Source organism: Pantoea sp. C1E2, assembly GCF_056491465.1.
Genome location: NZ_JBSZHT010000002.1, coordinates 1,539,210 through 1,560,479, shown reverse-complemented (window position 1 = coordinate 1,560,479; position 21,270 = coordinate 1,539,210). Strand labels below are relative to the sequence as shown.

19 protein-coding genes and 3 tRNA genes are annotated in these 21,270 nt (G+C 55.6%); 11 read left to right on the top strand and 11 right to left on the bottom strand.

Translation table 11 applies throughout. The features are described 5' to 3' along the window. Positions 1–6: 6 nt before the first annotated feature. The 4 genes from modC to ACXI0A_RS07580 form a co-directional block, all read right to left on the bottom strand. Positions 7–1,065, bottom strand: a complete 1,059-nt coding sequence (gene modC / locus ACXI0A_RS07595) for a molybdenum ABC transporter ATP-binding protein ModC (protein WP_476149572.1) — start codon at positions 1,063–1,065, stop codon at positions 7–9. Next, on the bottom strand, positions 1,065–1,757 hold the full coding sequence (gene modB, locus ACXI0A_RS07590) for a molybdate ABC transporter permease subunit (protein WP_224929960.1): 693 nt from the start codon (positions 1,755–1,757) through the stop codon (positions 1,065–1,067). The genes modC and modB overlap by 1 nt, the downstream gene beginning before the upstream one ends. Next, positions 1,754–2,527 carry a molybdate ABC transporter substrate-binding protein gene (gene modA / locus ACXI0A_RS07585; RefSeq protein WP_476149573.1) on the bottom strand — a complete coding sequence of 258 codons (774 nt, stop codon included), beginning with the start codon at positions 2,525–2,527 and terminating at the stop codon, positions 1,754–1,756. The genes modB and modA overlap by 4 nt, the downstream gene beginning before the upstream one ends. Before the next feature lie 129 nt (positions 2,528–2,656). After that, positions 2,657–2,815 carry an AcrZ family multidrug efflux pump-associated protein gene (locus tag ACXI0A_RS07580; protein ID WP_013508338.1) on the bottom strand — a complete coding sequence of 53 codons (159 nt, stop codon included), beginning with the start codon at positions 2,813–2,815 and terminating at the stop codon, positions 2,657–2,659. A gap of 117 nt (positions 2,816–2,932) precedes the next feature. Here ACXI0A_RS07580 and modE point away from each other — a divergent pair, with 117 nt between their 5' ends. The 6 genes from modE (at position 2,933) to gpmA (ending at position 9,661) form a co-directional block, all read left to right on the top strand. Further along, positions 2,933–3,715 (top strand): molybdenum-dependent transcriptional regulator, encoded by a 783-nt coding sequence (gene modE, locus ACXI0A_RS07575; protein WP_476149575.1) that lies wholly within the window; start codon positions 2,933–2,935, stop codon positions 3,713–3,715. A 76-nt stretch (positions 3,716–3,791) separates the two neighbouring features. Next, a complete protein-coding gene (gene modF / locus ACXI0A_RS07570; RefSeq protein WP_476149577.1) occupies positions 3,792–5,264 on the top strand; it encodes a molybdate ABC transporter ATP-binding protein ModF in 1,473 nt (490 codons plus the stop codon). Between the two features lie 271 nt (positions 5,265–5,535). Then, positions 5,536–6,579, top strand: a complete 1,044-nt coding sequence (gene galT / locus ACXI0A_RS07565) for a galactose-1-phosphate uridylyltransferase (RefSeq protein WP_476149579.1) — start codon at positions 5,536–5,538, stop codon at positions 6,577–6,579. After that, positions 6,580–7,728 carry a galactokinase gene (gene galK / locus ACXI0A_RS07560; RefSeq protein WP_476149581.1) on the top strand — a complete coding sequence of 383 codons (1,149 nt, stop codon included), beginning with the start codon at positions 6,580–6,582 and terminating at the stop codon, positions 7,726–7,728. After that, entirely contained in the window at positions 7,722–8,756 is a 1,035-nt protein-coding gene (galM, locus tag ACXI0A_RS07555; RefSeq protein WP_224929981.1) for a galactose-1-epimerase, read from the top strand. The genes galK and galM overlap by 7 nt, the downstream gene beginning before the upstream one ends. A 152-nt stretch (positions 8,757–8,908) precedes the next feature. Continuing rightward, positions 8,909–9,661, top strand: a complete 753-nt coding sequence (gene gpmA, locus ACXI0A_RS07550; RefSeq protein WP_100702433.1) for a 2,3-diphosphoglycerate-dependent phosphoglycerate mutase — start codon at positions 8,909–8,911, stop codon at positions 9,659–9,661. A gap of 63 nt (positions 9,662–9,724) precedes the next feature. Here gpmA and aroG read toward each other — a convergent pair whose 3' ends face one another. Next, positions 9,725–10,777 carry a 3-deoxy-7-phosphoheptulonate synthase AroG gene (aroG, locus tag ACXI0A_RS07545; protein WP_200538905.1) on the bottom strand — a complete coding sequence of 351 codons (1,053 nt, stop codon included), beginning with the start codon at positions 10,775–10,777 and terminating at the stop codon, positions 9,725–9,727. 294 nt (positions 10,778–11,071) lie between these two features. Here aroG and ACXI0A_RS07540 point away from each other — a divergent pair, with 294 nt between their 5' ends. From ACXI0A_RS07540 to zitB, 4 genes are all read left to right on the top strand, one after another. Then, entirely contained in the window at positions 11,072–11,431 is a 360-nt protein-coding gene (locus ACXI0A_RS07540; protein ID WP_476149584.1) for a protein YbgS, read from the top strand. Between the two features lie 102 nt (positions 11,432–11,533). Next, entirely contained in the window at positions 11,534–12,118 is a 585-nt protein-coding gene (locus ACXI0A_RS07535) for a response regulator (protein ID WP_476149586.1), read from the top strand. Then, positions 12,100–15,186, top strand: a complete 3,087-nt coding sequence (locus tag ACXI0A_RS07530) for an ATP-binding protein (RefSeq protein WP_476149588.1) — start codon at positions 12,100–12,102, stop codon at positions 15,184–15,186. Before ACXI0A_RS07535 ends, ACXI0A_RS07530 begins: the two co-directional genes overlap by 19 nt. Continuing rightward, positions 15,155–16,120, top strand: a complete 966-nt coding sequence (gene zitB, locus ACXI0A_RS07525; RefSeq protein WP_476149589.1) for a CDF family zinc transporter ZitB — start codon at positions 15,155–15,157, stop codon at positions 16,118–16,120. Before ACXI0A_RS07530 ends, zitB begins: the two co-directional genes overlap by 32 nt. Here the strand turns inward: zitB and pnuC are convergent. From pnuC to ACXI0A_RS07510, 3 genes are all read right to left on the bottom strand, one after another. Continuing rightward, positions 16,114–16,836, bottom strand: coding sequence for a nicotinamide riboside transporter PnuC (gene pnuC, locus ACXI0A_RS07520; RefSeq protein ID WP_476149591.1), 723 nt, complete (start codon positions 16,834–16,836; stop codon positions 16,114–16,116). The genes zitB and pnuC overlap by 7 nt on opposite strands. A gap of 25 nt (positions 16,837–16,861) precedes the next feature. Beyond that, complete coding sequence (nadA, locus tag ACXI0A_RS07515; protein WP_224929993.1) at positions 16,862–17,923, bottom strand: quinolinate synthase NadA; 1,062 nt, start codon at positions 17,921–17,923, stop codon at positions 16,862–16,864. A gap of 135 nt (positions 17,924–18,058) precedes the next feature. Further along, the gene (locus tag ACXI0A_RS07510; protein WP_224929997.1) at positions 18,059–18,556 is read right to left on the bottom strand and encodes a methylated-DNA--[protein]-cysteine S-methyltransferase; all 498 of its coding nucleotides are present in this window, start codon (positions 18,554–18,556) and stop codon (positions 18,059–18,061) included. Between the two features lie 351 nt (positions 18,557–18,907). Between ACXI0A_RS07510 and ACXI0A_RS07505 the strand changes: the two genes are divergently transcribed. Further along, the gene (locus tag ACXI0A_RS07505; protein WP_476151126.1) at positions 18,908–20,389 is read left to right on the top strand and encodes an AlkA N-terminal domain-containing protein; all 1,482 of its coding nucleotides are present in this window, start codon (positions 18,908–18,910) and stop codon (positions 20,387–20,389) included. 439 nt (positions 20,390–20,828) lie between these two features. Here ACXI0A_RS07505 and ACXI0A_RS07500 read toward each other — a convergent pair. From ACXI0A_RS07500 to ACXI0A_RS07490, 3 genes are all read right to left on the bottom strand, one after another. After that, a tRNA-Lys gene (locus tag ACXI0A_RS07500) sits at positions 20,829–20,904 on the bottom strand. Between the two features lie 32 nt (positions 20,905–20,936). Next, positions 20,937–21,012 (bottom strand) — tRNA-Lys (locus tag ACXI0A_RS07495). Positions 21,013–21,064: 52 nt separating this feature from the next. Continuing rightward, positions 21,065–21,140, bottom strand: a tRNA-Lys gene (locus tag ACXI0A_RS07490). Between the last annotated feature and the right edge of the window lie 130 nt (positions 21,141–21,270).

Here is a 21,270-nt window from a genome sequence, read left to right as displayed (position 1 = left end):
CGTTGATTACGCCGTGATCGCCACGCTCTTAATTTGCGCATACAGCCACTGATCCGGCCGAATGCCCAGTTCATCACGCGCCCAGGGCGAAATCCGCGCCCACAGCTCGCTAATGCCAATGCGCAGCTTCACTTCCACCTGATCGTCAATTTCTAATAACTCGACCACCTGAGCAGGCAGGATATTGCGTACCGAGGTGTTCTGCGGCGGCTGCAAGGCCAGCGACACATCCCCGGACGCGATACGAATGCGCAGTGCCGTTTTCAGCGGCTGGTTAACCCGGCTGACCCAAATATGTTGATCGCCCAAAGACAGTGCCGTCATCGGATAATCGGGATGCTGCTCCAGCACCTGCACCCGCAGCACGCTGGATCGATCGGCAACCGGCAGCCATGGCCGCATGGCCGCACTGCTCCACACCTTCTCCAGCGAACCAAAGGCTTTGACTTTGCCGCTGTCGAGCACCAGCACGTTCTCGGCCAGTTGCAGAATTTCATCCAGGCTGTGTGAGACGTAGAGTATCGGAATATCGATCTGTTTCGCCAGCTTTTGCAGATACGGCATCAGTTCGCGTTTGCGTGGCAAGTCCAGTGACGCCAGCGGCTCATCCATCAATAAAATGTCTGGCGCACTGAGCAGTGCGCGACCAATCGCCACGCGCTGTTTCTCGCCGCCTGACAGCGAGGCCGGAAAGCGACTCAGCAGCGGCTCAAGACCGAGCAGCGCTACCAGCGCGTTGAACTGCGGCTTCATCGCCGCCGCCATGCCATATTGCAGATTGCCGCGTACCCGATAATGCGGGAACAGCCGTGCATCCTGGAACACGTAGCCGATGCGACGCTTTTCCGGTGGCAGATTGACCTGCGAGGCCGAATCGAAAAGCAGACGATCGTTTAGCTGAATCTGGCCACTCTGCGGTTGTGTTAAACCGCCAATCGCGTTAATTAACGAGGTTTTGCCCGCGCCAGACACACCGAAGATCGCGGTAATGCCGCTGCCGGGGATCTGCACGTTGACGTCCAGTTGGTGATCGCCCAGCAACTGGGAAATATTGAGATTAAGCATCAGGCTGCACCCAACCGCTTGCGGCCCCAACGAGCCAGCAGCTCGGAAGCCACCAGCGATAATAGCGCCAGCGCAATCGCCACCGCACACAAGCGGGCGGCGGTGCCTTCTGCACCGGGCGTTTCAATCAGGGTAAACATCGCGGAGGGGATGGTGCGCGTCTCGCCGGGTATATTCGAGACGAAGGTAATCGTTGCGCCAAACTCACCCAGTGAGCGGGCAAAGGCCAAAACGGTGCCAACAATGATACCGGGCAGCGTCAGCGGCAGAGTAATAGTGAAAAATACCCGCCAGCGGCCGGCACCCAGCGTGCGCGCCGCCTGCTCCAGTTTGGTATCCACTGCTTCCAGTGCGAGACGAATGGCGCGTACCATCAAGGGGAACGCCATCACTGCCGAAGCCAACACCGCGCCCTGCCAGCTAAAGGCAAAGGTGAAGCCAAACCAGTCGTAAAGCCACTCGCCAATAAATCCGCGTCGGCCTAGCGCAATCAGCAACAGATACCCCACCACCACCGGCGGTAAAACCAGCGGCAGATGAATGACGCTATCGAGCAGAGTTTTGCCCGGAAACCGGCAACGCGCCAGAATCCAGGCCATCATGATGCCAAACGGCAAGCTAAACAGCACCGCTACGCTGGACACTTTTAAGCTGAGAAAAACGGCCTGCCATTCGGGATCACTGAGTATCATTTCTTCGGCGCAAATCCATACTGTTTAAACACTGCAGCGGCGTCCGGCCCCTGTAAGTACTTGTAGAAGGCCTCTACCGTTGCGTTCTGATGCTCTTTAACGACCGCCATCGGATATTCCACTGGTTTGTGGCTATCCTCTGGGAAGCGTCCTACCACCTGCACTTTGTCGCTGGCAACCGCATCAGAACCGTAAACGATGCCGTACGGTGATTCATTGCGTTCGACCAGCGCCAGTGCGGCACGGACGTTGTTGGCCGGCGCCAGCTGCGGCGACACGGTATCCCAGGCGCCCAGCTTTTGCAGGGCTTCTTTGGCGTAAATCCCAGCCGGAACATGATCCGGATCGCCCACCGCCAGACGTTCGCCTTTCAGCAAACTTTTCCAGTCAGTTTTTGCATCGATGGTCACCGATTTTGCGCTGTCGCTTTTCGGTGCCACCAGCACTAAATCATTGCCCAGTAGCGTGTAGCGCGTATTTTCCACCACACTCTTTTTATCCACCGCATAGTCCATCCACTGCTGGTCAGCTGAGATAAACAAATCGGCCGGCGCACCTTGTTCGATCTGGCGTGCCAGGGTGGATGAAGAGGCGAAGGACGATACCACTTCAACGCCGCTTTTTTTCTGATATTGCGTGGCAATATCCTGCATTGCATTGGTTAACGATGCCGCAGCGAACACGGTGATCTTCTCTGCAGCCACGGCGTGACCCGCCATGGAAACAGTGAGTACGGTAACAGCAGCCCAGCGGTAATTGATTTTCAGCATTTTTTACTCCTTGTTACGTTATATATTTGATAATACAACGTAGGAACAAATGCTGTCATGAACTTAATATCGGCAGGATTGAAGGGAAGTTAAAGAAAAAACGCCCGCTGAGTGCGGGCGCTTATAAAATCAGTGTTGCGAGCTGTTGGCAGGACGATCGTCGCGGCGGCCAAATTTGGAGATGACGTTGAACACTTCACCCAGGCCGTAAATCAGACCGAGCATAATGGCCATCACAATTGGCACCATGATGACAGCCACAGCCAGGCTTTTAAGCAGTTCCAGCATGGAAACCTCACGCAGAAAATAAAAAAGTGATTGTAACGGTTAGGGAAAAAAACGCACTGCCCTTTTCGTGCTTTTACTTTTGGCCTTACACTTGTCGTACTCACTTAAGGAGCTGACATGCAGGCAGAACTTTCTCTTCACATTCGTCTTCAGCAGAAGCTGTTTGCCGACCCACGCCGCATCGAACTGCTGAAACGCGTGCAGGAAACCGGCTCCATCAGCCAGGGCGCTAAATTAGCGGGCATCAGCTACAAAAGTGCCTGGGACGCCATCAACGATATGAATCAGATGGCTGATCAAACCTTAGTCGACCGCGCCACCGGAGGCAAAGGCGGCGGCGGCGCGCAGCTGACGCGCTATGGCGAGCGTCTGATTCAGCTGTTTCACCTGATGGAGCAGATCCAGCAGAAAGCTTTTGATGCGCTGCAAAACGACAGCCTGCCGCTCGACAGCTTACTGGCAGCCATTGCCCGCTTCTCACTGCAAACCAGTGCGCGCAATCAGCTGTTTGGCACCGTGATGGCGCGCGATCACCATCAAGTGCAGCAGCATATTGAGGTTCAGCTGGCCGATGGCGTCACTCGTTTGCAGGTGGCGATCACCGAACGCAGTGCCGAACGTCTGCAGCTCGACAGCGGCAAAGAGGTGCTGGTGCTGATTAAAGCCCCGTGGATTCAGGTGAGCCGTGATGCGGTAAACAGCAATAATCAATTGCAGGTGACGATCAGCGCGATCGAGCCCGGTGAACAGGTTAGCGAAGTGTTGATGACATTGCCGAGCGGTGAAACCCTGTGCGCAACGATGAATAATGCGCAGGTGCAACAGCAGAATCTGCAGCCAGGCGACAGCGTGACCGCCAGTTTTAATGCTGAACACGCCATCATCGCCACACTGCTCTGAAATCCAGGCCATGATTTGACTTCGTCTGCGTCGCTCGCTACAACTGAGCAACACGATGCATAAAACGGAATGAATTATGGCTTCATTGCAAATTTCGCAAGGCATATTTCACCTTAGCGACACCCGAGCACTGTCCCTTAACGATCTGACTCTCAATAGCGGCGAAAGCTGGGCCTTTGTCGGTGCCAACGGCAGCGGCAAATCCTCACTGGCGCGCGCACTTTCTGGTGAACTCTCGCCGGGGAAAGGCACGGTTACGCAGGACTTTCAACGCCGCACGCGCCTCTCGCTGGAACAGTTGCAAAAGCTGGTGGCGCAGGAGTGGGAACGCAACAATACCGATCTGCTGAGTGAAGGCGAAGACGATACCGGTCGCACCGCCGCGCAGATTATTCAGGATGAAGTGAAAGATGAAGCGCGCTGTCAGGCGCTGGCGCAGCAGTTTGGTATCACTTACCTGCTCGATCGTCGCTTCAAATACCTCTCCACCGGCGAAACCCGCAAAACCCTGCTGTGTCAGGCGCTGATGGCGCAGCCGGATTTATTGATTCTCGATGAGCCTTTCGATGGGTTAGATGTCGCCTCGCGCGCCAGCCTGGCGGAGACGCTGAGCGATCTTCACCAGCATGGCTTCAGCGTGGTGCTGGTTCTCAACCGCTTTGACGATATTCCTGACTTTGTGCAACAAGTCGGTGTGCTCGCTGAGTGCACCCTCACCCACGTCGGTGAACGTCAGGCGATTCTGGCGGAAGCCCTGGTGGCGCAGCTGGCGCACAGCGAAAAGCTTGATGGCATGGCATTGCCGGAAGCCGATGCGCCGGACCAGTTGCCGCAGCTGGCGGAAGATGCACCGCGCGTGATTTTGCGTAATGGCGTGGTGTCGTATAACGATAAAGCGGTGATCGATGGACTGAACTGGCAGGTGAATCCTGGTGAGCACTGGCAAATCGTGGGACCCAACGGCGCGGGTAAATCCACTCTGTTGAGTCTGGTGACCGGCGATCATCCGCAAGGCTACAGCAATGATTTGACGCTGTTTGGTATTCGTCGGGGCAGCGGTGAAACCATTTGGGACATCAAACAGCACATTGGCTACGTCAGCAGCAGTTTGCATCTCGATTACCGTGTCAGCTGTAACGTGCGCACCGTGGTACTGTCCGGCTTTTTCGATTCGATTGGTTTGTATCAACCCGCTTCGGACCGGCAGAAAGCGCTGGCGCGGCAGTGGCTGGCTTTACTCGGCATGGACAATCATCTGGCCGATGCGCCGTTTCACGGTTTGTCATGGGGACAACAGCGGTTGGTGCTGATTGCTCGTGCGCTGGTCAAACATCCTACCCTGCTGATTCTCGATGAGCCGCTGCAGGGGCTGGATCCGATTAACCGTCAGCTGGTGCGCCGTTTTGTCGATGTGCTGATTGGTGAAGGACGGACTCAGTTGCTGTTTGTCTCGCACCACGCCGAAGATGCGCCGCAGTGTATTACTCATCGTCTGAGCTTTGTGAAGCAGGAGGAAGGGTACGGATTTCATCAGGAAGATTTGCGCTAATTTCATCCCTCGTGGCGCAATGAATTGCGCCGCTACCCTTCTCTGCACACATTCGTAGCGGCGCGATTTATCGCGCAACCCTCTGGAATGTAACCGCTACCATTTACTCGCCTGGTATTTCAGCAAACGCACCGCATAACCCCACAAAATGAGAATCGTCACCTTGTGTAAACGATACCATTTATCCAGACTGGATCACGCTTTGGGGCTGGCCTTTGTGCTACCTTGATCGCAGTGATTTTGATCCGTTTGCCGTTTACCAGGACTCGTTATGGAAAAATTTAATCCGGTTGATCATCCGCATCGCCGTTATAACCCATTGATCGATCAGTGGGTGCTGGTCTCGCCGCATCGCGCTAAGCGTCCGTGGCAGGGTGCACAGGAAACGCCTGCGCTGGAACAACTGCCTGCGCACGATCCTGACTGCTTCCTGTGTGCCGGCAATACTCGCATCACCGGGAATAAAAACCCTGACTATAAAACCACCTATGTCTTCACCAACGACTTTGCCGCGCTGATGACCGATACTCCCGATGCGCCGCAAAGTGACGACATGTTAATGCGCTGCGAGAGCGCTCGCGGCACCAGTCGCGTGATCTGCTTCTCGCCCGATCACAGCAAAACGCTGCCAGAACTGCCGCTGAGCGGGCTGGAAGATATCGTGCGTACCTGGCAGGAGCAGACCGCCGATCTCGGTCAGCACTATCCGTGGGTGCAGGTTTTTGAGAACAAAGGCGCGGCGATGGGTTGTTCAAATCCCCATCCGCACGGCCAGATTTGGGCCAACAGTTTTCTGCCAAATGAAGCGCAAAAAGAAGATGATAATCAGCGCCGCTACTTTGACGAAAAAGGTTCGCCGATGCTGGTGGATTACGCCGCACGCGAGCTGAAAGATGGCAGCCGCACCGTAGTGGAAACCGAACACTGGCTGGCCGTGGTGCCGTGGTGGGCGGCGTGGCCGTTTGAAACCCTGCTGCTGCCTAAAGCCCACATCAAACGCATCACCGATCTGACGGCTGCTCAGCGCAGCGACCTGGCACTGGCGCTCAAGCAACTGACCAGCCGCTATGACAACCTGTTCCAGTGCTCCTTCCCCTACTCGATGGGCTGGCACGGCGCGCCGTTTAACGGTGAAGCCAACGATCACTGGCAGCTGCATGCTCACTTCTATCCACCGCTGCTGCGTTCAGCCACGGTGCGCAAATTTATGGTTGGCTATGAAATGCTGGCCGAAACCCAACGTGATTTAACGGCGGAACAGGCAGCAGAACGTCTGCGTTCTGTCAGCGATATCCATTTCCGCGAGGCGCAATAAATGTCATTAAAATCCATTACTCAACAGGTTTTCGCTGACACCTTTGGCTATCAACCGACGCACAGCATTCAGGCGCCGGGCCGCGTGAATTTGATTGGCGAGCATACTGATTACAATGACGGCTTTGTGCTGCCGTGCGCCATTGATTACCAGACGGTGATTGCCTGCGCCAAACGTGACGACCGCCAGGTGCGCGTGGTCGCTGTTGATTATGACAATCAGCAAGACAGCTTCTCGCTGGATGCGCCGATTGAAGCGTTAAAAGAGCCGATGTGGGCCAACTACGTGCGCGGCGTGGTGAAACATCTGCAGAAGCGTGATGCGAGTTTCGGTGGCGCAGATCTGGTTATCAGCGGCAACGTGCCACAGGGTGCGGGTCTGAGTTCATCGGCGTCGCTGGAAGTGGCAGTCGGCACCGTGTTCCAGCAGCTGTATCAGCTGAAGCTGGATGGTGCAGCCATTGCGGTTAACGGTCAGGAAGCGGAAAACCAGTTCGTCGGCTGCAACTGCGGCATTATGGACCAGCTGATTTCTGCGCTGGGTCAACCCGATCACGCCATGCTGCTGGATTGCCGCACCCTCGGCACTCGCGCGGTTTCCATGCCAGAAGATGTCGCGGTGGTGATCATCAACTCTAACTTCCGCCGCAGCCTGGTGGGCAGTGAGTACAACACCCGCCGTGAGCAGTGTGAAACCGGTGCGCGCTTCTTTAACAAACCGGCACTGCGCGATGTGACACTGGAAGAGTTTTCCGCGTCGGAATCTCAGCTGGATGCGCTGGTGGCAAAACGTGTCCGCCACGTGATCACCGAGAATGCCCGTACGCTGGAAGCCGCTGATGCCCTGAGTAACGGCGACCTGAAGCGCATGGGTGAACTGATGGCAGAATCACACGCCTCAATGCGTGATGATTTCGAAATCACCGTACCGCCTATCGACCAGCTGGTTGAGATTGTTAAAGCAGAAATCGGTCCGCGTGGCGGTGTGCGCATGACCGGTGGCGGCTTTGGCGGCTGCATCGTGGCACTGATGCCTACCGATTTGGTGGATCAGGTGAAAGCCGCCGTGGCGAAACAGTATGAAGCGCAAACCGGTATTAAAGAAACCTTCTACGTATGCAAAGCGTCAGCAGGAGCGGGCCAATGGTAAGTGACGTCAATTCTCATGCGCCAGACGGGCAACCGTGGCGCATCACCGTGCTGCGCAATCAACACGGCATGGTAGTGACTTTTATGGATTGGGGCGCGACATGGCTCTCCGCGCGCGTGCCCATGCAGGATGGCAGCGTGCGTGAAGCGCTGCTCGGCTGCGCGACACCATCGGATTATCTGCATCAGGATGCTTATCTCGGTGCCACGGTTGGCCGCTACGCCAACCGCATCGCTTCGGCTGAGCTGAAGCCGCTGAATCTGCTGCTGGCGGCCAATCAGGGCGCGCATCAGCTGCACGGCGGCCCGGAAGGCTTCGATAAACGCCGCTGGCAGATTGTTCGTCAGAGTGAAACCGAAGTGCACTATCGCATTGATTCACCCGATGGCGATCAGGGTTTCCCTGGCAACCTGATTGCCGATGTGATTTACCATCTCGACGATGATAACTGCCTGTCGATCACTTATGACGCGCAGACCGATAAGCCGTGCCCGGTGAACCTCACCAACCATGCTTACTTTAACCTTGATGCGCATCATGGCGATGCGCGCCAGCATCGCTTACAACTGCACGCGGATCGCTACTTGCCGGTCGACAGTGAAGGCATCCCTAACGCGCCACTGAAAGCCGTGGCCGGTACCAGCTTCGATTTTAATCAGCCGAAGCCGGTGATGGATGACTTCCTCGCCGATGACGATCAAAAAGCGGTGAAAGGCTATGACCATGCGTTTCTGCTTAACACCGCAGGCGACAGCAGCCAACCCGCCGCCCAGCTGTGGTCGGCCGATGGCAAGCTGGCGTTGACCGTGTTTACCGCCGCACCGGCGCTGCAGTTCTACTCCGGCAACTATCTGGATGGAACACGCGCCCGTGAACAGGGCAGCTATACTGCTTTCCAGGGCATCGCGTTGGAGAGTGAATTTTTACCGGATTCGCCCAACCATACCGAGTGGCCGCAGCCTGATTGCTGGCTGCAACCCGGCGATCGCTGGCAGTCTGTGACGCGTTATCGCTTCACACCGCAGTAAGCCAGCGGATGAAAAACGCGCACTGCGTTAGCGACAGGCTTACGCCGTGCGATGTTTTCCGCTATGGTATGGCGCTATCAGTGTGCCGCTTTTCAGGTGGCCGCAGCCGGTTTCTATAATCATCGAAACATCAAGCATTAAGGAGTTAAGCTATGGCCGTAACTAAGCTGGTTCTGGTGCGACACGGCGAAAGCCAGTGGAACCAGGAAAACCGCTTCACCGGATGGTATGACGTGGATCTGTCAGACAAAGGTCGCACTGAAGCCAAAGCAGCCGGTCAGCTGCTGAAGAAAGAAGGTTTCGTGTTTGATTTCGCCTATACCTCCGTGCTGAAACGTGCCATCCACACCCTGTGGAACGTGCTGGATGAGCTGGATCAGGCCTGGCTGCCGGTTGAGAAAACCTGGCGTCTGAACGAGCGTCACTACGGTGCGCTGCAGGGTCTGGATAAAGCCGAAACCGCTGCTAAATACGGCGACGATCAGGTGAAACAGTGGCGTCGTGGCTTTGCCATCACCCCACCGGAACTGGATCGTGCCGATGAGCGTTTCCCTGGCCACGACCCACGTTACGCATCACTGACCGATGCACAGCTGCCAACCACCGAAAGCCTGGCACTGACCATCGAACGTGTGATCCCTTACTGGAACGAAAACATTCTGCCGCGCATCAAAAGCGGTGAGAAAGTGATCGTTGCTGCACACGGTAACTCACTGCGTGCACTGGTAAAATACCTCGATAACCTGAGCGAAGATGAAATCCTCGAACTGAACATCCCAACTGGCGTGCCGTTGGTGTATGAGTTCGATGAGAACTTCAAACCGCTGAAGCGTTACTACCTGGGTGATGCAGACGAGATTGCCGCGAAAGCCGCAGCCGTTGCTAACCAGGGTAAAGCCAAGTAATTCCCGGCTTAAAAACAAAAAGGCCAGACGCGAGTCTGGCCTTTTTTATTGCGCGTTAAGCGATTAGCCGCGGCGCTGCTTGATCGCCTGCGCCAGTTGGCGCAACGCTTTCTCGGTATCGTCCCATCCAATACAAGCATCGGTGACGCTCTGGCCGTACACCAGCTCTTTACCGCTGTCGAGACTCTGATTCCCTTCCACCAGATGGCTTTCGATCATCACACCGGTAATCGCCTGCTCACCGCCCGCAATCTGCTGCGCCACGTCATCAGCTACCACCATCTGACGCTGGAACTGCTTGCTGCTGTTGGCATGGCTAAAGTCGATCATCACCTGTGGACGCAAGCCAGCTTTCTCCAGACCGGTTTTCACCGCTGCCACGTGTTCTGCACTGTAGTTCGGCTCTTTGCCGCCGCGCAGAATGATATGGCAATCCTCGTTACCGCTGGTTTCAACAATCGCCGAATGACCGAATTTGGTCACGGAGAGGAAGCAGTGCGGCGCGCTGGCAGCACCAATCGCGTCGATAGCCACTTTGATCGTGCCATCCGTGCCGTTTTTAAAGCCGACCGGGCAGGACAAACCGGAAGAGAGCTCACGGTGCACTTGCGATTCGGTGGTACGCGCACCAATCGCGCCCCAGCTCATCAGATCCGCCATGTACTGTGGCGTGATCATATCCAGGAATTCACCTGCCGCTGGCAGACCGATGTCGTTGATATCCACCAGCAGCTTACGCGCCAGACGCAGGCCATCGTTGATTTGGAAGCTGCCATCCATAAACGGATCGTTGATCAGCCCTTTCCAGCCCACCGTGGTGCGCGGTTTTTCAAAATAAACGCGCATTACCACTTCCAGCTCGCCTTTCAATTCGTCACGCAGCGTCAGCAGACGGCTCGCGTACTCTTTAGCGGCTTCGGTATCGTGGATTGAGCAAGGACCGATCACCACCAGCAGGCGATCGTCCTGGCCGTGCAGAATGCGGTGAATCGCCTGACGTGCCTGAGCAACGGTTTCAGCGGCTTTATCGGTCGCGGGGAATTTTTCGAGCAAAGCAACAGGCGGTAATAATTCTTTGATTTCTCTGATGCGTAAATCGTCGTTCTGATAATCCATACATAATTCCATTCAAATTTCTGGCCCTGCGTACGCCGGGCGCAACCCGTTAAATGTATCCCTTCAGGCTGCGGGTGTAAATTCCACGCTCGCGTAAATGCTTCTGTGAAATTTGCATTTATCCGCTCATGAACTAAGCTTTTTAAACGTAAGCACTGAGGAACGAGGCTCTTACGCTATTTAATTTTTAAGCGAAGCGTTAACGATGGAATTATATTCCGTCACGGTACGTTATTTTCGTCACTCAGCACCAGTGGTGTTTGACGGCAACTCTCCATCGATTAAAGGAGCATAATGATGAATAAGTTTGCAATTATCTTTCTGACGGCAGCGATGACCCTGGGTAGCGGTGCAGCAATGGCTGCAGCGAATAATAACGGTGAAGCGAATGCCTCAGCGGAAGCCGGCGCGGCTGCGGGTGGCGCTAAACAGAATCTGCCACCAAATAATGTTGATAACAGCAAAATCAATAATGGCAGTATGAATACCAACAGCGCTGCGACTTCTGGCACCGATTCTAGCAACATGTCTGCTGATGAAGTCCATAAAAATTCTATGTGTAAAGACGGCAAGTGCCCGGATGTTAATAAGAAAGTAGAAACAAAAGAAGGTGGCGGTGACGTGAATAAGAAAACTGACGGCACCACCCAATAAACATTAGTCGATCACATAAAGGGAGAGCTTCGGCTCTCCCTTTGTATTTCCGCTAGTGCTTTTCCGCTATGCTGAAACCATGAATTTCAGAGGAACTGTTTCATGGCTTCACTGCTGCTTATTGATGATCATCCGTTAGTCGAAGTCGCGCTGGAAGCGGCCTGTATTCACTCCCCTATTCCCCTTCACCTGCATGCCGCCGCTGATGAAGCACAGGCGCGGCAGCTTTTACAACGTCATCAATTTGATCTTATCGTGCTCGATATCGGTTTGCCGGACAGTGATGGCCTCGAACTGTTACGCCGTTTGCGCGCCCGCGATCCGAAATGCACGGTGTTGATCTATTCCGCACAGCAGAGCCGCCATACGCTACTGAGCGCCGTTTCGCTCGGCGCGGCGGGCTACGTGGTGAAGAGCCAAAGTATGGCGCAATTGCTCAGTGCGATTCTGGCGGTGCTCGGCGGACAGCAGGCGTTTCCGCCGCTACCCGAACGTATCGAACTGCCGCTCACCGATAAAGAGCAGCAAATTGTCGCGCTGCTGGTGCGTGGCCTGTCGAATCTGCAGATTGGTGAACAGCTGCACATCAGCAATAAAACCGTCAGCACGCACAAGAAAAACATTCTGGAGAAAACCGGTGTGCAGTCGGTGGTTGAACTGGCTGAATTGTGGAAAGCGCAACAGTGAGAGCGGTGCTGTGGCTGTGTCTATTATTCATCAGCTCCGCGGCCCGTGCCGATTTACAACCCGCCAGCAGCGTGATGCTACCCGCCATGATGCCTGCTCCACATATCGAGCCATGGCCTCAACCCACTTTACGCGTGGCTGTGCCTGCGCAGAACAGCGCGCCCTGGGCGATGCGCATTGGCGATCGTATCTGGGGAATTGATGCCGATTACCTTAGCGCGCTGAGCCAACTCACCGGCACGCACTTTAGCCTGCAAAGTTACGCCAATCGTTCCCAGCAGCTTGCGGCACTTGAGCGCGGTGAGGTCGATTTTGTGCTGAGCAATGAACATGCGCAGCTGCCGGAGAACATTCTGGTCAGCGACAGCTGGGTTAACAGCCCGATCCGCATTTACCGCAATCGTGAGAATCAACGCGCGGTGATGTTTAACAGTGAAAATGCCCAGCTCACGGTCTCAGAGGCCACACTGGCGCAGATGCCTGAAGCGTTTGTGCAAAACCATCGCTGGCAAAGCCTGCCGGGTGATTTACAGGCGCTGTATGCGCTGCTCAATCAGCAGAGTGATTATCTGGTGGCGGATGAAGCCAGTGCCGGCTTTTTGCTGAATCAGCTGCAACAGGGGCAGATTTACCAGATCACCGCCGATCCCGGTGCCGGTGAACTGTCGCTACGGGCACTGGCGCGCGATCCTGAGCTGATTCACTGGCTCAATACCCAGTTGCGCCTGCTGCCCGCGGAGTTCAGTAATCGCGTGCAACAGCGCTGGAGCCCGCCGTTGCTGCGTTATCAGGATACGCAAACCCTGATGCTGTCGGCTGCCGAAAAGCAGTGGCTGGCCGCACAGAGTGAGATTCCTTTCGCTGCAGAAGTGGATAACGCGCCCTGGAGCTACCGCGATGGCAACGGCAATGCTCGCGGCTTTGGCATTGATCTGCTGAATGCGCTAAGCCAGAGCACCGGGCTGCGTTTCACACCGCGCTGGGTGAGCAATCCAAAGCAGGCGCAGACGCTGATGCAACAACATCAGGTGATGCTGAATTTGCTACAGCCTTTAAACGGCGACGATGCCAGCAGCAACACACTGCCGGTATGGCGTGCGATTTGGGGGATCTACACGCTTGATACGCAGCAGCCGATGAGCTGGCAATCCCTGCAACATCAGCGAGTGGGTGTACTGCGCGCCGATCTGGCGCAACGCCTGCTACCTGAAGGCATCACGCCCCAACTGTTCGATGACCGTACGCAACTCTGGCAGGCCCTGAACAGCGGTCAGATTGATGCTCTGGTGGATAACGTGCTGTCTGCACGCTGGCGCATGGCCAGCCACGCGGATAATCGTGTCCATTTAGCCTTTGCCGCGAGCGATGTTGCCTGGCCGCTGGCGCCTCAGGTCAGCCAGGATCAGCCGCAACTTCAGGCGCTGCTGGATCATGCACTGCAGCAGATCCCACCGGATACGCTCAATCAGATGCGGATTAACTGGTCACAGCCGCCACAGCCAGGCACCAGTATGGCGATGCGCAATGTGCCGCTGATGATTCTGATGGCTGCCGGGGTGATCATTTTACTGTTGTTAGTGCTGTTGCTACGCCGCTACCTGCAACAGCGGCGCGATCGCCTGCAGCGCCAACAGGCTGAGCGGGCTAACGCCGCCAAAAGCCAATTCCTGGCCACCGCCAGCCACGAGTTACGCACGCCGATGCAGGCGATCCTGGGTCTGCTGGAACTCGAACAGCAGCAGCATCCCAGCGAACGTTTGACGCTGATGCACAGTAGCGCGCGCTCGCTGATGGCGCTGCTAAACGATCTGCAAGACCATGCGCGTATTGAGAATCAGAGTTTTCGCCTGACACCGCATCCGCTTCATCTGGCAGATTGGCTGCAGCAACAGCAGCAGTTTTATCACCCTTTGATGCGCGAATCTGGTCCCCTGTTGATTGTCGAAGCACTAACAGCACTGCCGCCGTTGGTGATGCTGGATGGCGATCGCCTGCAACAGGTCGTGAATAATCTGGTGGCTAATGCGCTGAAATTTACCCGTTATGGCGAAGTGCGGCTGTCGCTTGCCGTTACGGATCAGATTCAGCTAACGGTTGCCGACAGCGGCAGCGGTATCCCACTCAGCGAACAGGCGCAGCTGTTTGAACCTTGGTATCAGGCACCGTCTGGCAAAAGCCATGCCGTGCAGGGCAGCGGCCTGGGTTTGTTTATCTGTCGCGAAATAGTGCAACGTATGGGCGGTGAGCTGACGCTGACATCCGAACTGGATAAAGGCACCAGGGTAGACGTGCGATTACCGCTCGACCTCTGTGAGGAAGTACCCGCCGAACGCCCTGCTGCCTTGCCACGCTATCCGCATCTGCGTGTGGCGATTGTTGATGACCATCCCACCAATCTGTTGGTCTTGCAGCAACAGCTGGCTCAATTCGATATTACGGCAATGGTATTTGAGGAGGGACGCAGCCTGCTGCGCGCCGATGCGATTCAGCCTTTTGATCTCATGTTGATTGACCAGATGATGCCGCGCCCGGATGGATTAACACTGCTGCGCATTTTACGTCGCCGCCAGCAGCGCCGCAGCAAAGCGGCACTGCGCGTGCTCTGCTCCGCCGATGTGCAACTGCTGAAGGTCGCGTTGCAGGAGGACGAAGCGCTGTTGTTGAAACCGATTGAGCTGGATCATCTGGCAGCCCTGCTGACACGTACGATGCGCGATCCTCTCCGTCAACTGCCCGACAGTTTAATGATTCTGGCCCAGCACAATGAGGCCTTTATCCCGCGGATTTGTCAGACGCTGCAACGCACGCTGCAGCAGGATCGTGATGCGCTGCTTACCGCCAGCGCCCAGCATGACTGGCCCGCAGTTGAGCGTGCCGCACACCGCATGAAAGGCAGCTGGCTGTTGCTGGGCATGGATGAGATTGCCGAACATTGTCAGCAGCTCACCGATCAGGCAAAACAGCAGCGTCTGGACGATGATACGCTCAATTTACTGATATCATTAACGAACAGGTTACTGGAACAACTGGAAAGTTATGGCACACACTCATTCTCACGGCGCGCATAACGGTAATCGTACGCGTCTGGCGGCGGCGTTTGGCGTCACCGCGCTGTTTATGGTTGCCGAAGTGATTGGCGGCGTGATGTCAGGTTCGCTGGCACTGCTGGCGGATGCCGGACATATGCTGACTGATGCCGCCGCGCTGCTGATGGCGCTGCTGGCGGTGCAGTTCGCCCAGCGTAAACCCAGCGCCCGCCACACCTTCGGCTTGCTGCGTCTCACCACACTTGCCGCTTTTGTCAATGCTATCGCGCTGCTGGTGATTACCGTACTGATTGTCTGGGAAGCGCTGCGCCGTTTCTATCAGCCGCAGCCCATTCAAGGCGGATTGATGCTCGGCATCGCCATTGCTGGCCTGCTGGCCAATCTGCTCTCTTTCTGGTTGTTGCACCGAGGCAGTGAAGAAAAAAATCTCAACGTCCGTGCGGCGGCGCTGCATGTGCTGGGCGATCTGCTCGGCTCCGTTGGCGCGATTGTTGCCGCCATCATTATCATGCTGACCGGCTGGACACCGATCGATCCGATTCTCTCGCTGCTGGTTTCACTGCTGGTGGTGCGCAGCGCGTGGTCGCTGTTGCGGGAAAGCCTGCATGAGCTGCTGGAGGGTGCACCGAGCCACATTAACGTGGATAAGCTGGCGCGCGAGCTGACACGCAACATTGCGGAAGTACGCAATGTGCACCATGTGCATGTGTGGCAGGTGGGAGAGAAGCCGGTGCTGACATTACATGTGCAGGTGATTCCACCTTACGATCATGATGGGTTGCTGGTACGTATTCATCAGTATCTGCATGAGCACTATCAGATTGCGCATGCCACCGTGCAGATGGAGTATCAACCTTGCACCGGTCATGATTGCGAGCTCTGCGCAGAACAGAGCTCGCATCATCACTCACATGAACATCTCACACTGGATGGCCACGCCCATCACCATCACTGATTCGACAGCGCGCGTGACCCATGTTCACGCGCGCTTTGCATCCACAAGCGTGAACCATTCAGCGCAATCAACGTCAGAATCGCGTATTCCAGTGACATGGCATACACACCCTGACGGGCAAAAATCATCACGCTAATAACGTTGATCACCACCCACAGCAGCCAGTTCTCGACGTATTTCCGCGTCATCAGAATCATCGCCACAATCGACAACACCATCATGCAGGAATCCCAGAATGGGAAGGCGTCGGGCTGCAGTTGCGGCATCGCTACATTCAGGCCAAGGCCCTGCATGATGCCGACGGCGGTTTTAGTGAGAAACGCGAACACCGGGTCGATGTACAGCGTCATCAGCGCAATGGCGATCACGCATGCTGCGCCCCAGCCAAGCGCCTTCGGCAACGGTAACCAGCGAATTTTCAGTGCGGCTTCGTTGGCGGTGTTTTGTCGGCTCCATGCATACCAGCCGTAAACGTTGGCGACAAAGAAGAACAGCTGCAGCAGTAAACTGGCATACAGCTGAATCTGGAAGAAGATCACCGCAAACAGCGTGACGTTTATCAGGCCGAAAAAGTAGTTAATGATCTTTTCCTGGCTGGCAAGCCAGATACACAGCAAACCGGCAATGGTGCCCACCGCCTCGATCCATGAAAGATCGTAGCCACCCACGCCGAGAGGAATGTGAACCAGAATATTTTGTGTGCTGAAGAAGTCCATGATCTGCACCTGTATGAAAGCCGCGTTACGCGTTCCCTTTCACCTTGAGTTTGAGTTGTGCTGCAAAGTCTAGCATGCGATTAAGCGGTATCAATGCGGCTTCACGCAGCGCGTCATCGACATGAATTTCATGCTCGCTGCCACCGTGCTCCAGCCCTTCGGCAATGGCTTTCAGGCCATTCATCGCCATCCACGGACAGTGCGCGCAGGTGCGACAGGTCGCGCCCTCACCTGCCGTTGGCGCTTCCAGTAGTTCTTTGTCCGGCACCGCCTGCTGCATTTTGTAGAAGATGCCGCGATCGGTGGCAACGATCATTTGCGGATGCGGCAAGGTTTTCGCCGCCTGAATCAGCTGGCTGGTGGAGCCCACGGCATCTGCCAGATCGACGATTGCCTGCGGGGATTCCGGATGCACGAGGATCGCCGCATCAGGATAGAGCGTTTTCATACGCTGCAAGGCCTGCGTCTTGAACTCGTCATGCACGATGCACGCGCCCTGCCAGCACAGCACGTCGGCTTTAGTCTGTTTGGTGACGTAACGGCCCAGATGGCGATCCGGCGCCCAGATAATTTTCTCACCGAGGCTGTCGAGATGCTCAATCAACTCCACCGCAATACTCGATGTCACCACCCAATCCGCGCGCGCTTTGACAGCGGCTGAGGTGTTGGCGTACACCACCACGGTGCGGTCCGGATGTTCATCACAGAAGCGATTGAACTCCTCAATTGGGCAGCCAAGATCGAGTGAACACTCTGCATGCAGCGTCGGCATCAACACGGTTTTTTCCGGGCTGAGGATTTTTGCGGTTTCGCCCATAAAACGCACGCCTGCCACCAGCAAGGTTTTTGCCGGATGCGCGCTGCCGAAGCGGGCCATCTCTAAGGAGTCCGAGACGCAGCCGCCGGTCTCTTCCGCCAGCGCCTGGATTTCTGGGTCAGTGTAATAATGCGCGACCAGCACTGCATCACGCTCTTTTAATAAGCGTTTGATTTCAGAGATGTAGTGGGATTTTTCATCCTGGCTGAGACGCGCCGGTTTCGGCGGAAAGGGATAAATCGCGCTTTCAGGATCGAACATCAGACTCATAACACGGCTCTCGTTTTCTCAATTTAACAAAATCGCCTTTTACAGCGATGATGCGGCATCAAAACCGCCATCGTGTTTTATATGCTAAACACGATAGCGGAAATGCGCGAGAGTGTCGTCTCTTTTTTATGCGGTTTACAAGCCACCTAACGATTTCTGCGGGTTTTCCAGTTCCAGCAAGAAAGCTTTCACCGGCAGACCGCCTGCAAAGCCAGTGAGCTTACCGTTGCTGCCAATCACCCGATGGCAAGGCGCCATGATCGACAGAGGATTTTTACCGTTGGCCGCCCCCACCGCGCGCATGGCTTTCGGATTGCCGATCTGCTCCGCGATTTGCTGATAGCTGCGGGTTTCACCAAACGGAATCGTCAGCAGCGCTTGCCAGACTTTTTTCTGGAATTCAGTGCCGACGGTGTCATAAGGCATGTCGAACTGCTGGCGTTCTCCGGCGAAGTATTCACGCAGCTGTCGCTCGGCCTCGCACAGAATCGGATGCTGATCGTTGCGGCTGATGGGTTTCAGTGGCACGCGTTGTGAGCCTTCGTTTTCCCACAGAATTGCTGACAACCCGTTATCGGTTGCAATCAACGTCAGTTCACCAACCGGCGTTGGGATGATTTTGGCATGATACATAAGGCACCTCCGGCATAAATCAGTGTGTCATTATCGCACTTCTGCCGCGATAAACTGGCTGTTTTCGGTCATGAGCATAAACTGGTTAGCTGTCCGAAAGCAGCGAGTTTTGCTCAGCTACTTGCGCGACGATACCCAAAATCATTCAAGACGCAGGAAGGCGGTACACGAGAGACTAATCGATCAGTCGGTTTGAACAGCGCTTCCGTGGGACCGAAAGGGAGCCTCTTTAAGGAGGTTCATCATCCTGATCAGCTGACTCAAGTCAGTGATCCGGGTGAACGTGAGCAGCCAATGCACCTGCGCTTTGAATTCTGAAGGGTATATGCGGTTTATTTGCTGGAGACGATGATGTTTGATCCCGAGATTGCTTACCAGGCGCTGACCTCACGCGACAGTCGCTTCGACGGCGTGTTCTTTGTCGGCGTGACCTCAACCGGCATTTACTGTCGGCCCATTTGCCCGGTGAAAGCGCCGATGCAGAAGAACTGCCTGTTTTTTGGCAGCGCTGAAGCCGCCGAAAAAGCGCATTTCAGGCCCTGCCTGCGCTGCCGTCCTGAGTTAGCGCCGGGCTTCGCACCGGTTGATAGTCATCACCGCATCGCCGATCGTCTGATTCGACGGATTGAAGAGGGCCTGCTGGAAGAGCAAGAGACACTGGCCGAAATCGCCGGCGAGTTTGACCTGAGTGAGCGCCAGCTTCGCCGCGTGATCCAGCAGGAGCTAGGCGTGTCACCGCTGGAGCTGCGCCAAACGCGGCGCATGCTGCTGGCGAAGCAACTTCTGACTGAGACTTCGTTGCCAGTGACCGAAATCGCCTATGCCAGCGGTTTTCGCAGTTTGCGCCGCTTTAATGATGTGTTTCAGGCGCGCTATCGCATGACGCCTTCGCGCCTGCGCAAACAGAGTCAACCAGAGAGCATGACCACGGTGCAGGAGAGCGCAGAGCTGCGTCTGAGTTATCGCCCACCTTACGACTGGGATGCCATCCTGGATTTTCTTCAGCAGCGCGTGATGAAAGAGGCTGAGTGGGTCAGTGAAGGCGCTTATCACCGCACCGTAGCGCTCGGCAACTGCCGTGGCTGGGTGCGCATCAGCCATCTGCCGGATAAGCAGGCACTTAAGGTGCAGTTCACTACCACGTTAACGCCAGTGTTACCCGCCCTGCTGCGCCGTCTGCGTGACCTGTTCGATCTTGATGCCCAACCACAGCGCATCAGCGAGCAGCTAAGCCAGGATCCGCTATTAGCTGACAGTCTGACACGTTATCCGGGATTGCGCGTTCCTGGGGCGTTTGACGGCTTTGAGTTGGGGGTGCGGGCAATTCTTGGCCAGCAGGTGACCGTTAAGGCTGCAACCACCTTGAGCAGTCGTGTGGCGCAGCGTTTCGGCGAGCCTCTCGCTACGCCATGGCCAGAACTCTCTCGCCTGCCACCGACTGCGGAATCCCTTGCCACGGCAACCATTGATGATATCGCTAGCCTCGGTATTGTGAGCGCTCGCTCGCAGGCGATTCAGGCGCTGGCACAGGCGTGCGCATCCGGTGCACTGCGTTTTAACGGCGCGGTTAACCCTGACGTGGTTCAGCAGCAGTTGCTGGCATTGAAAGGCGTAGGACCATGGACGGCGAGTTATATCGCGATGCGCGCTCTGCGCTGGCCAGATGCGTTCCCTAAGGAGGATATTGCGATTCGTAATAACCTTGGTGGGGTGAGTGCCAAAGTGGCAGAGCAGTTATCGCAGGTCTGGCGGCCGTGGCGCAGCTATGCGGTGCTGCATATCTGGAAGAGTTTGACGCCTGAGAAATCGGCCGAGAAAGAGAAAAAAGCATGACTGGGCGTTCTTTTCGGCAATGGGATCATCGCTTGTGCACTCCAGTCGCCAGCAAAACAACGACAGTGCGTTTCAGTCGGCAATAAGGGGCGGTTACGTAAAGACGCCGTAAATACATCCCTGTAGGCTCTGGTGGCGCATCCCTGCGCCACAAGCTTTACTCCTCCGCCCCTTATTGCCGCCTTCATGCCAGATTGGTGCGCTTTTTAGGAAGCAACGATTACGCCTCATAAGCCCGTCAAGGCGGGAGCGGAAGAGCGAAGCGTCCGAGCCATGGATGGCGAGGCCGATCCACAGGGATGTGAGTTTCCTTCGCGATCCGTCCCGCCTTGACGGGCTGACGCACGGACTCACAGCCATAACGGCTAAATTTTACGAAGTGCAGGTTTGATAAACGCAGAAAAGCAAAAAGGCGCCTTTAGGGCGCCTTTCTACGTAGTGGTGGGTCGTGCAGGATTCGAACCTGCGACCAATTGATTAAAAGTCAACTGCTCTACCAACTGAGCTAACGACCCGCTCGAGGAGCGGCTTACAACTTTAAACTTGATGGTGGGTCGTGCAGGATTCGAACCTGCGACCAATTGATTAAAAGTCAACTGCTCTACCAACTGAGCTAACGACCCATCAAGGTTGTGAAGCTTCTGAAGAAAACATCTAACATACAGCAGGTTAAGATGGTGGGTCGTGCAGGATTCGAACCTGCGACCAATTGATTAAAAGTCAACTGCTCTACCAACTGAGCTAACGACCCATCTTCAAGCTGCCGGACGCTTTGTTAAACTGCCCGGGCAACGGCGGCATATATTACTGATTTAGCGGGAGGGCGCAACCCTTATTTATCACCAAATCACTCAATTGCTTACCTTTCATGCTGCAAGACC

Excerpts from the sequence above, each read along its gene's own strand:
- modC (WP_476149572.1), bottom strand. The coding sequence starts at position 1,065 with ATGCTTAATCTCAATATTTCCCAGTTGCTGGGCGATCACCAACTGGAC.
- modB (WP_224929960.1), bottom strand. The coding sequence starts at position 1,757 with ATGATACTCAGTGATCCCGAATGGCAGGCCGTTTTTCTCAGCTTAAAA.
- modA (WP_476149573.1), bottom strand. The coding sequence starts at position 2,527 with ATGCTGAAAATCAATTACCGCTGGGCTGCTGTTACCGTACTCACTGTT.
- ACXI0A_RS07580 (WP_013508338.1), bottom strand. The coding sequence starts at position 2,815 with ATGCTGGAACTGCTTAAAAGCCTGGCTGTGGCTGTCATCATGGTGCCA.
- modE (WP_476149575.1), top strand. The coding sequence starts at position 2,933 with ATGCAGGCAGAACTTTCTCTTCACATTCGTCTTCAGCAGAAGCTGTTT.
- modF (WP_476149577.1), top strand. The coding sequence starts at position 3,792 with ATGGCTTCATTGCAAATTTCGCAAGGCATATTTCACCTTAGCGACACC.
- galT (WP_476149579.1), top strand. The coding sequence starts at position 5,536 with ATGGAAAAATTTAATCCGGTTGATCATCCGCATCGCCGTTATAACCCA.
- galK (WP_476149581.1), top strand. The coding sequence starts at position 6,580 with ATGTCATTAAAATCCATTACTCAACAGGTTTTCGCTGACACCTTTGGC.
- galM (WP_224929981.1), top strand. The coding sequence starts at position 7,722 with ATGGTAAGTGACGTCAATTCTCATGCGCCAGACGGGCAACCGTGGCGC.
- gpmA (WP_100702433.1), top strand. The coding sequence starts at position 8,909 with ATGGCCGTAACTAAGCTGGTTCTGGTGCGACACGGCGAAAGCCAGTGG.
- aroG (WP_200538905.1), bottom strand. The coding sequence starts at position 10,777 with ATGGATTATCAGAACGACGATTTACGCATCAGAGAAATCAAAGAATTA.
- ACXI0A_RS07540 (WP_476149584.1), top strand. The coding sequence starts at position 11,072 with ATGATGAATAAGTTTGCAATTATCTTTCTGACGGCAGCGATGACCCTG.
- ACXI0A_RS07535 (WP_476149586.1), top strand. The coding sequence starts at position 11,534 with ATGGCTTCACTGCTGCTTATTGATGATCATCCGTTAGTCGAAGTCGCG.
- zitB (WP_476149589.1), top strand. The coding sequence starts at position 15,155 with ATGGCACACACTCATTCTCACGGCGCGCATAACGGTAATCGTACGCGT.
- pnuC (WP_476149591.1), bottom strand. The coding sequence starts at position 16,836 with ATGGACTTCTTCAGCACACAAAATATTCTGGTTCACATTCCTCTCGGC.
- nadA (WP_224929993.1), bottom strand. The coding sequence starts at position 17,923 with ATGAGTCTGATGTTCGATCCTGAAAGCGCGATTTATCCCTTTCCGCCG.
- ACXI0A_RS07510 (WP_224929997.1), bottom strand. The coding sequence starts at position 18,556 with ATGTATCATGCCAAAATCATCCCAACGCCGGTTGGTGAACTGACGTTG.
- ACXI0A_RS07505 (WP_476151126.1), top strand. The coding sequence starts at position 18,908 with ATGTTTGATCCCGAGATTGCTTACCAGGCGCTGACCTCACGCGACAGT.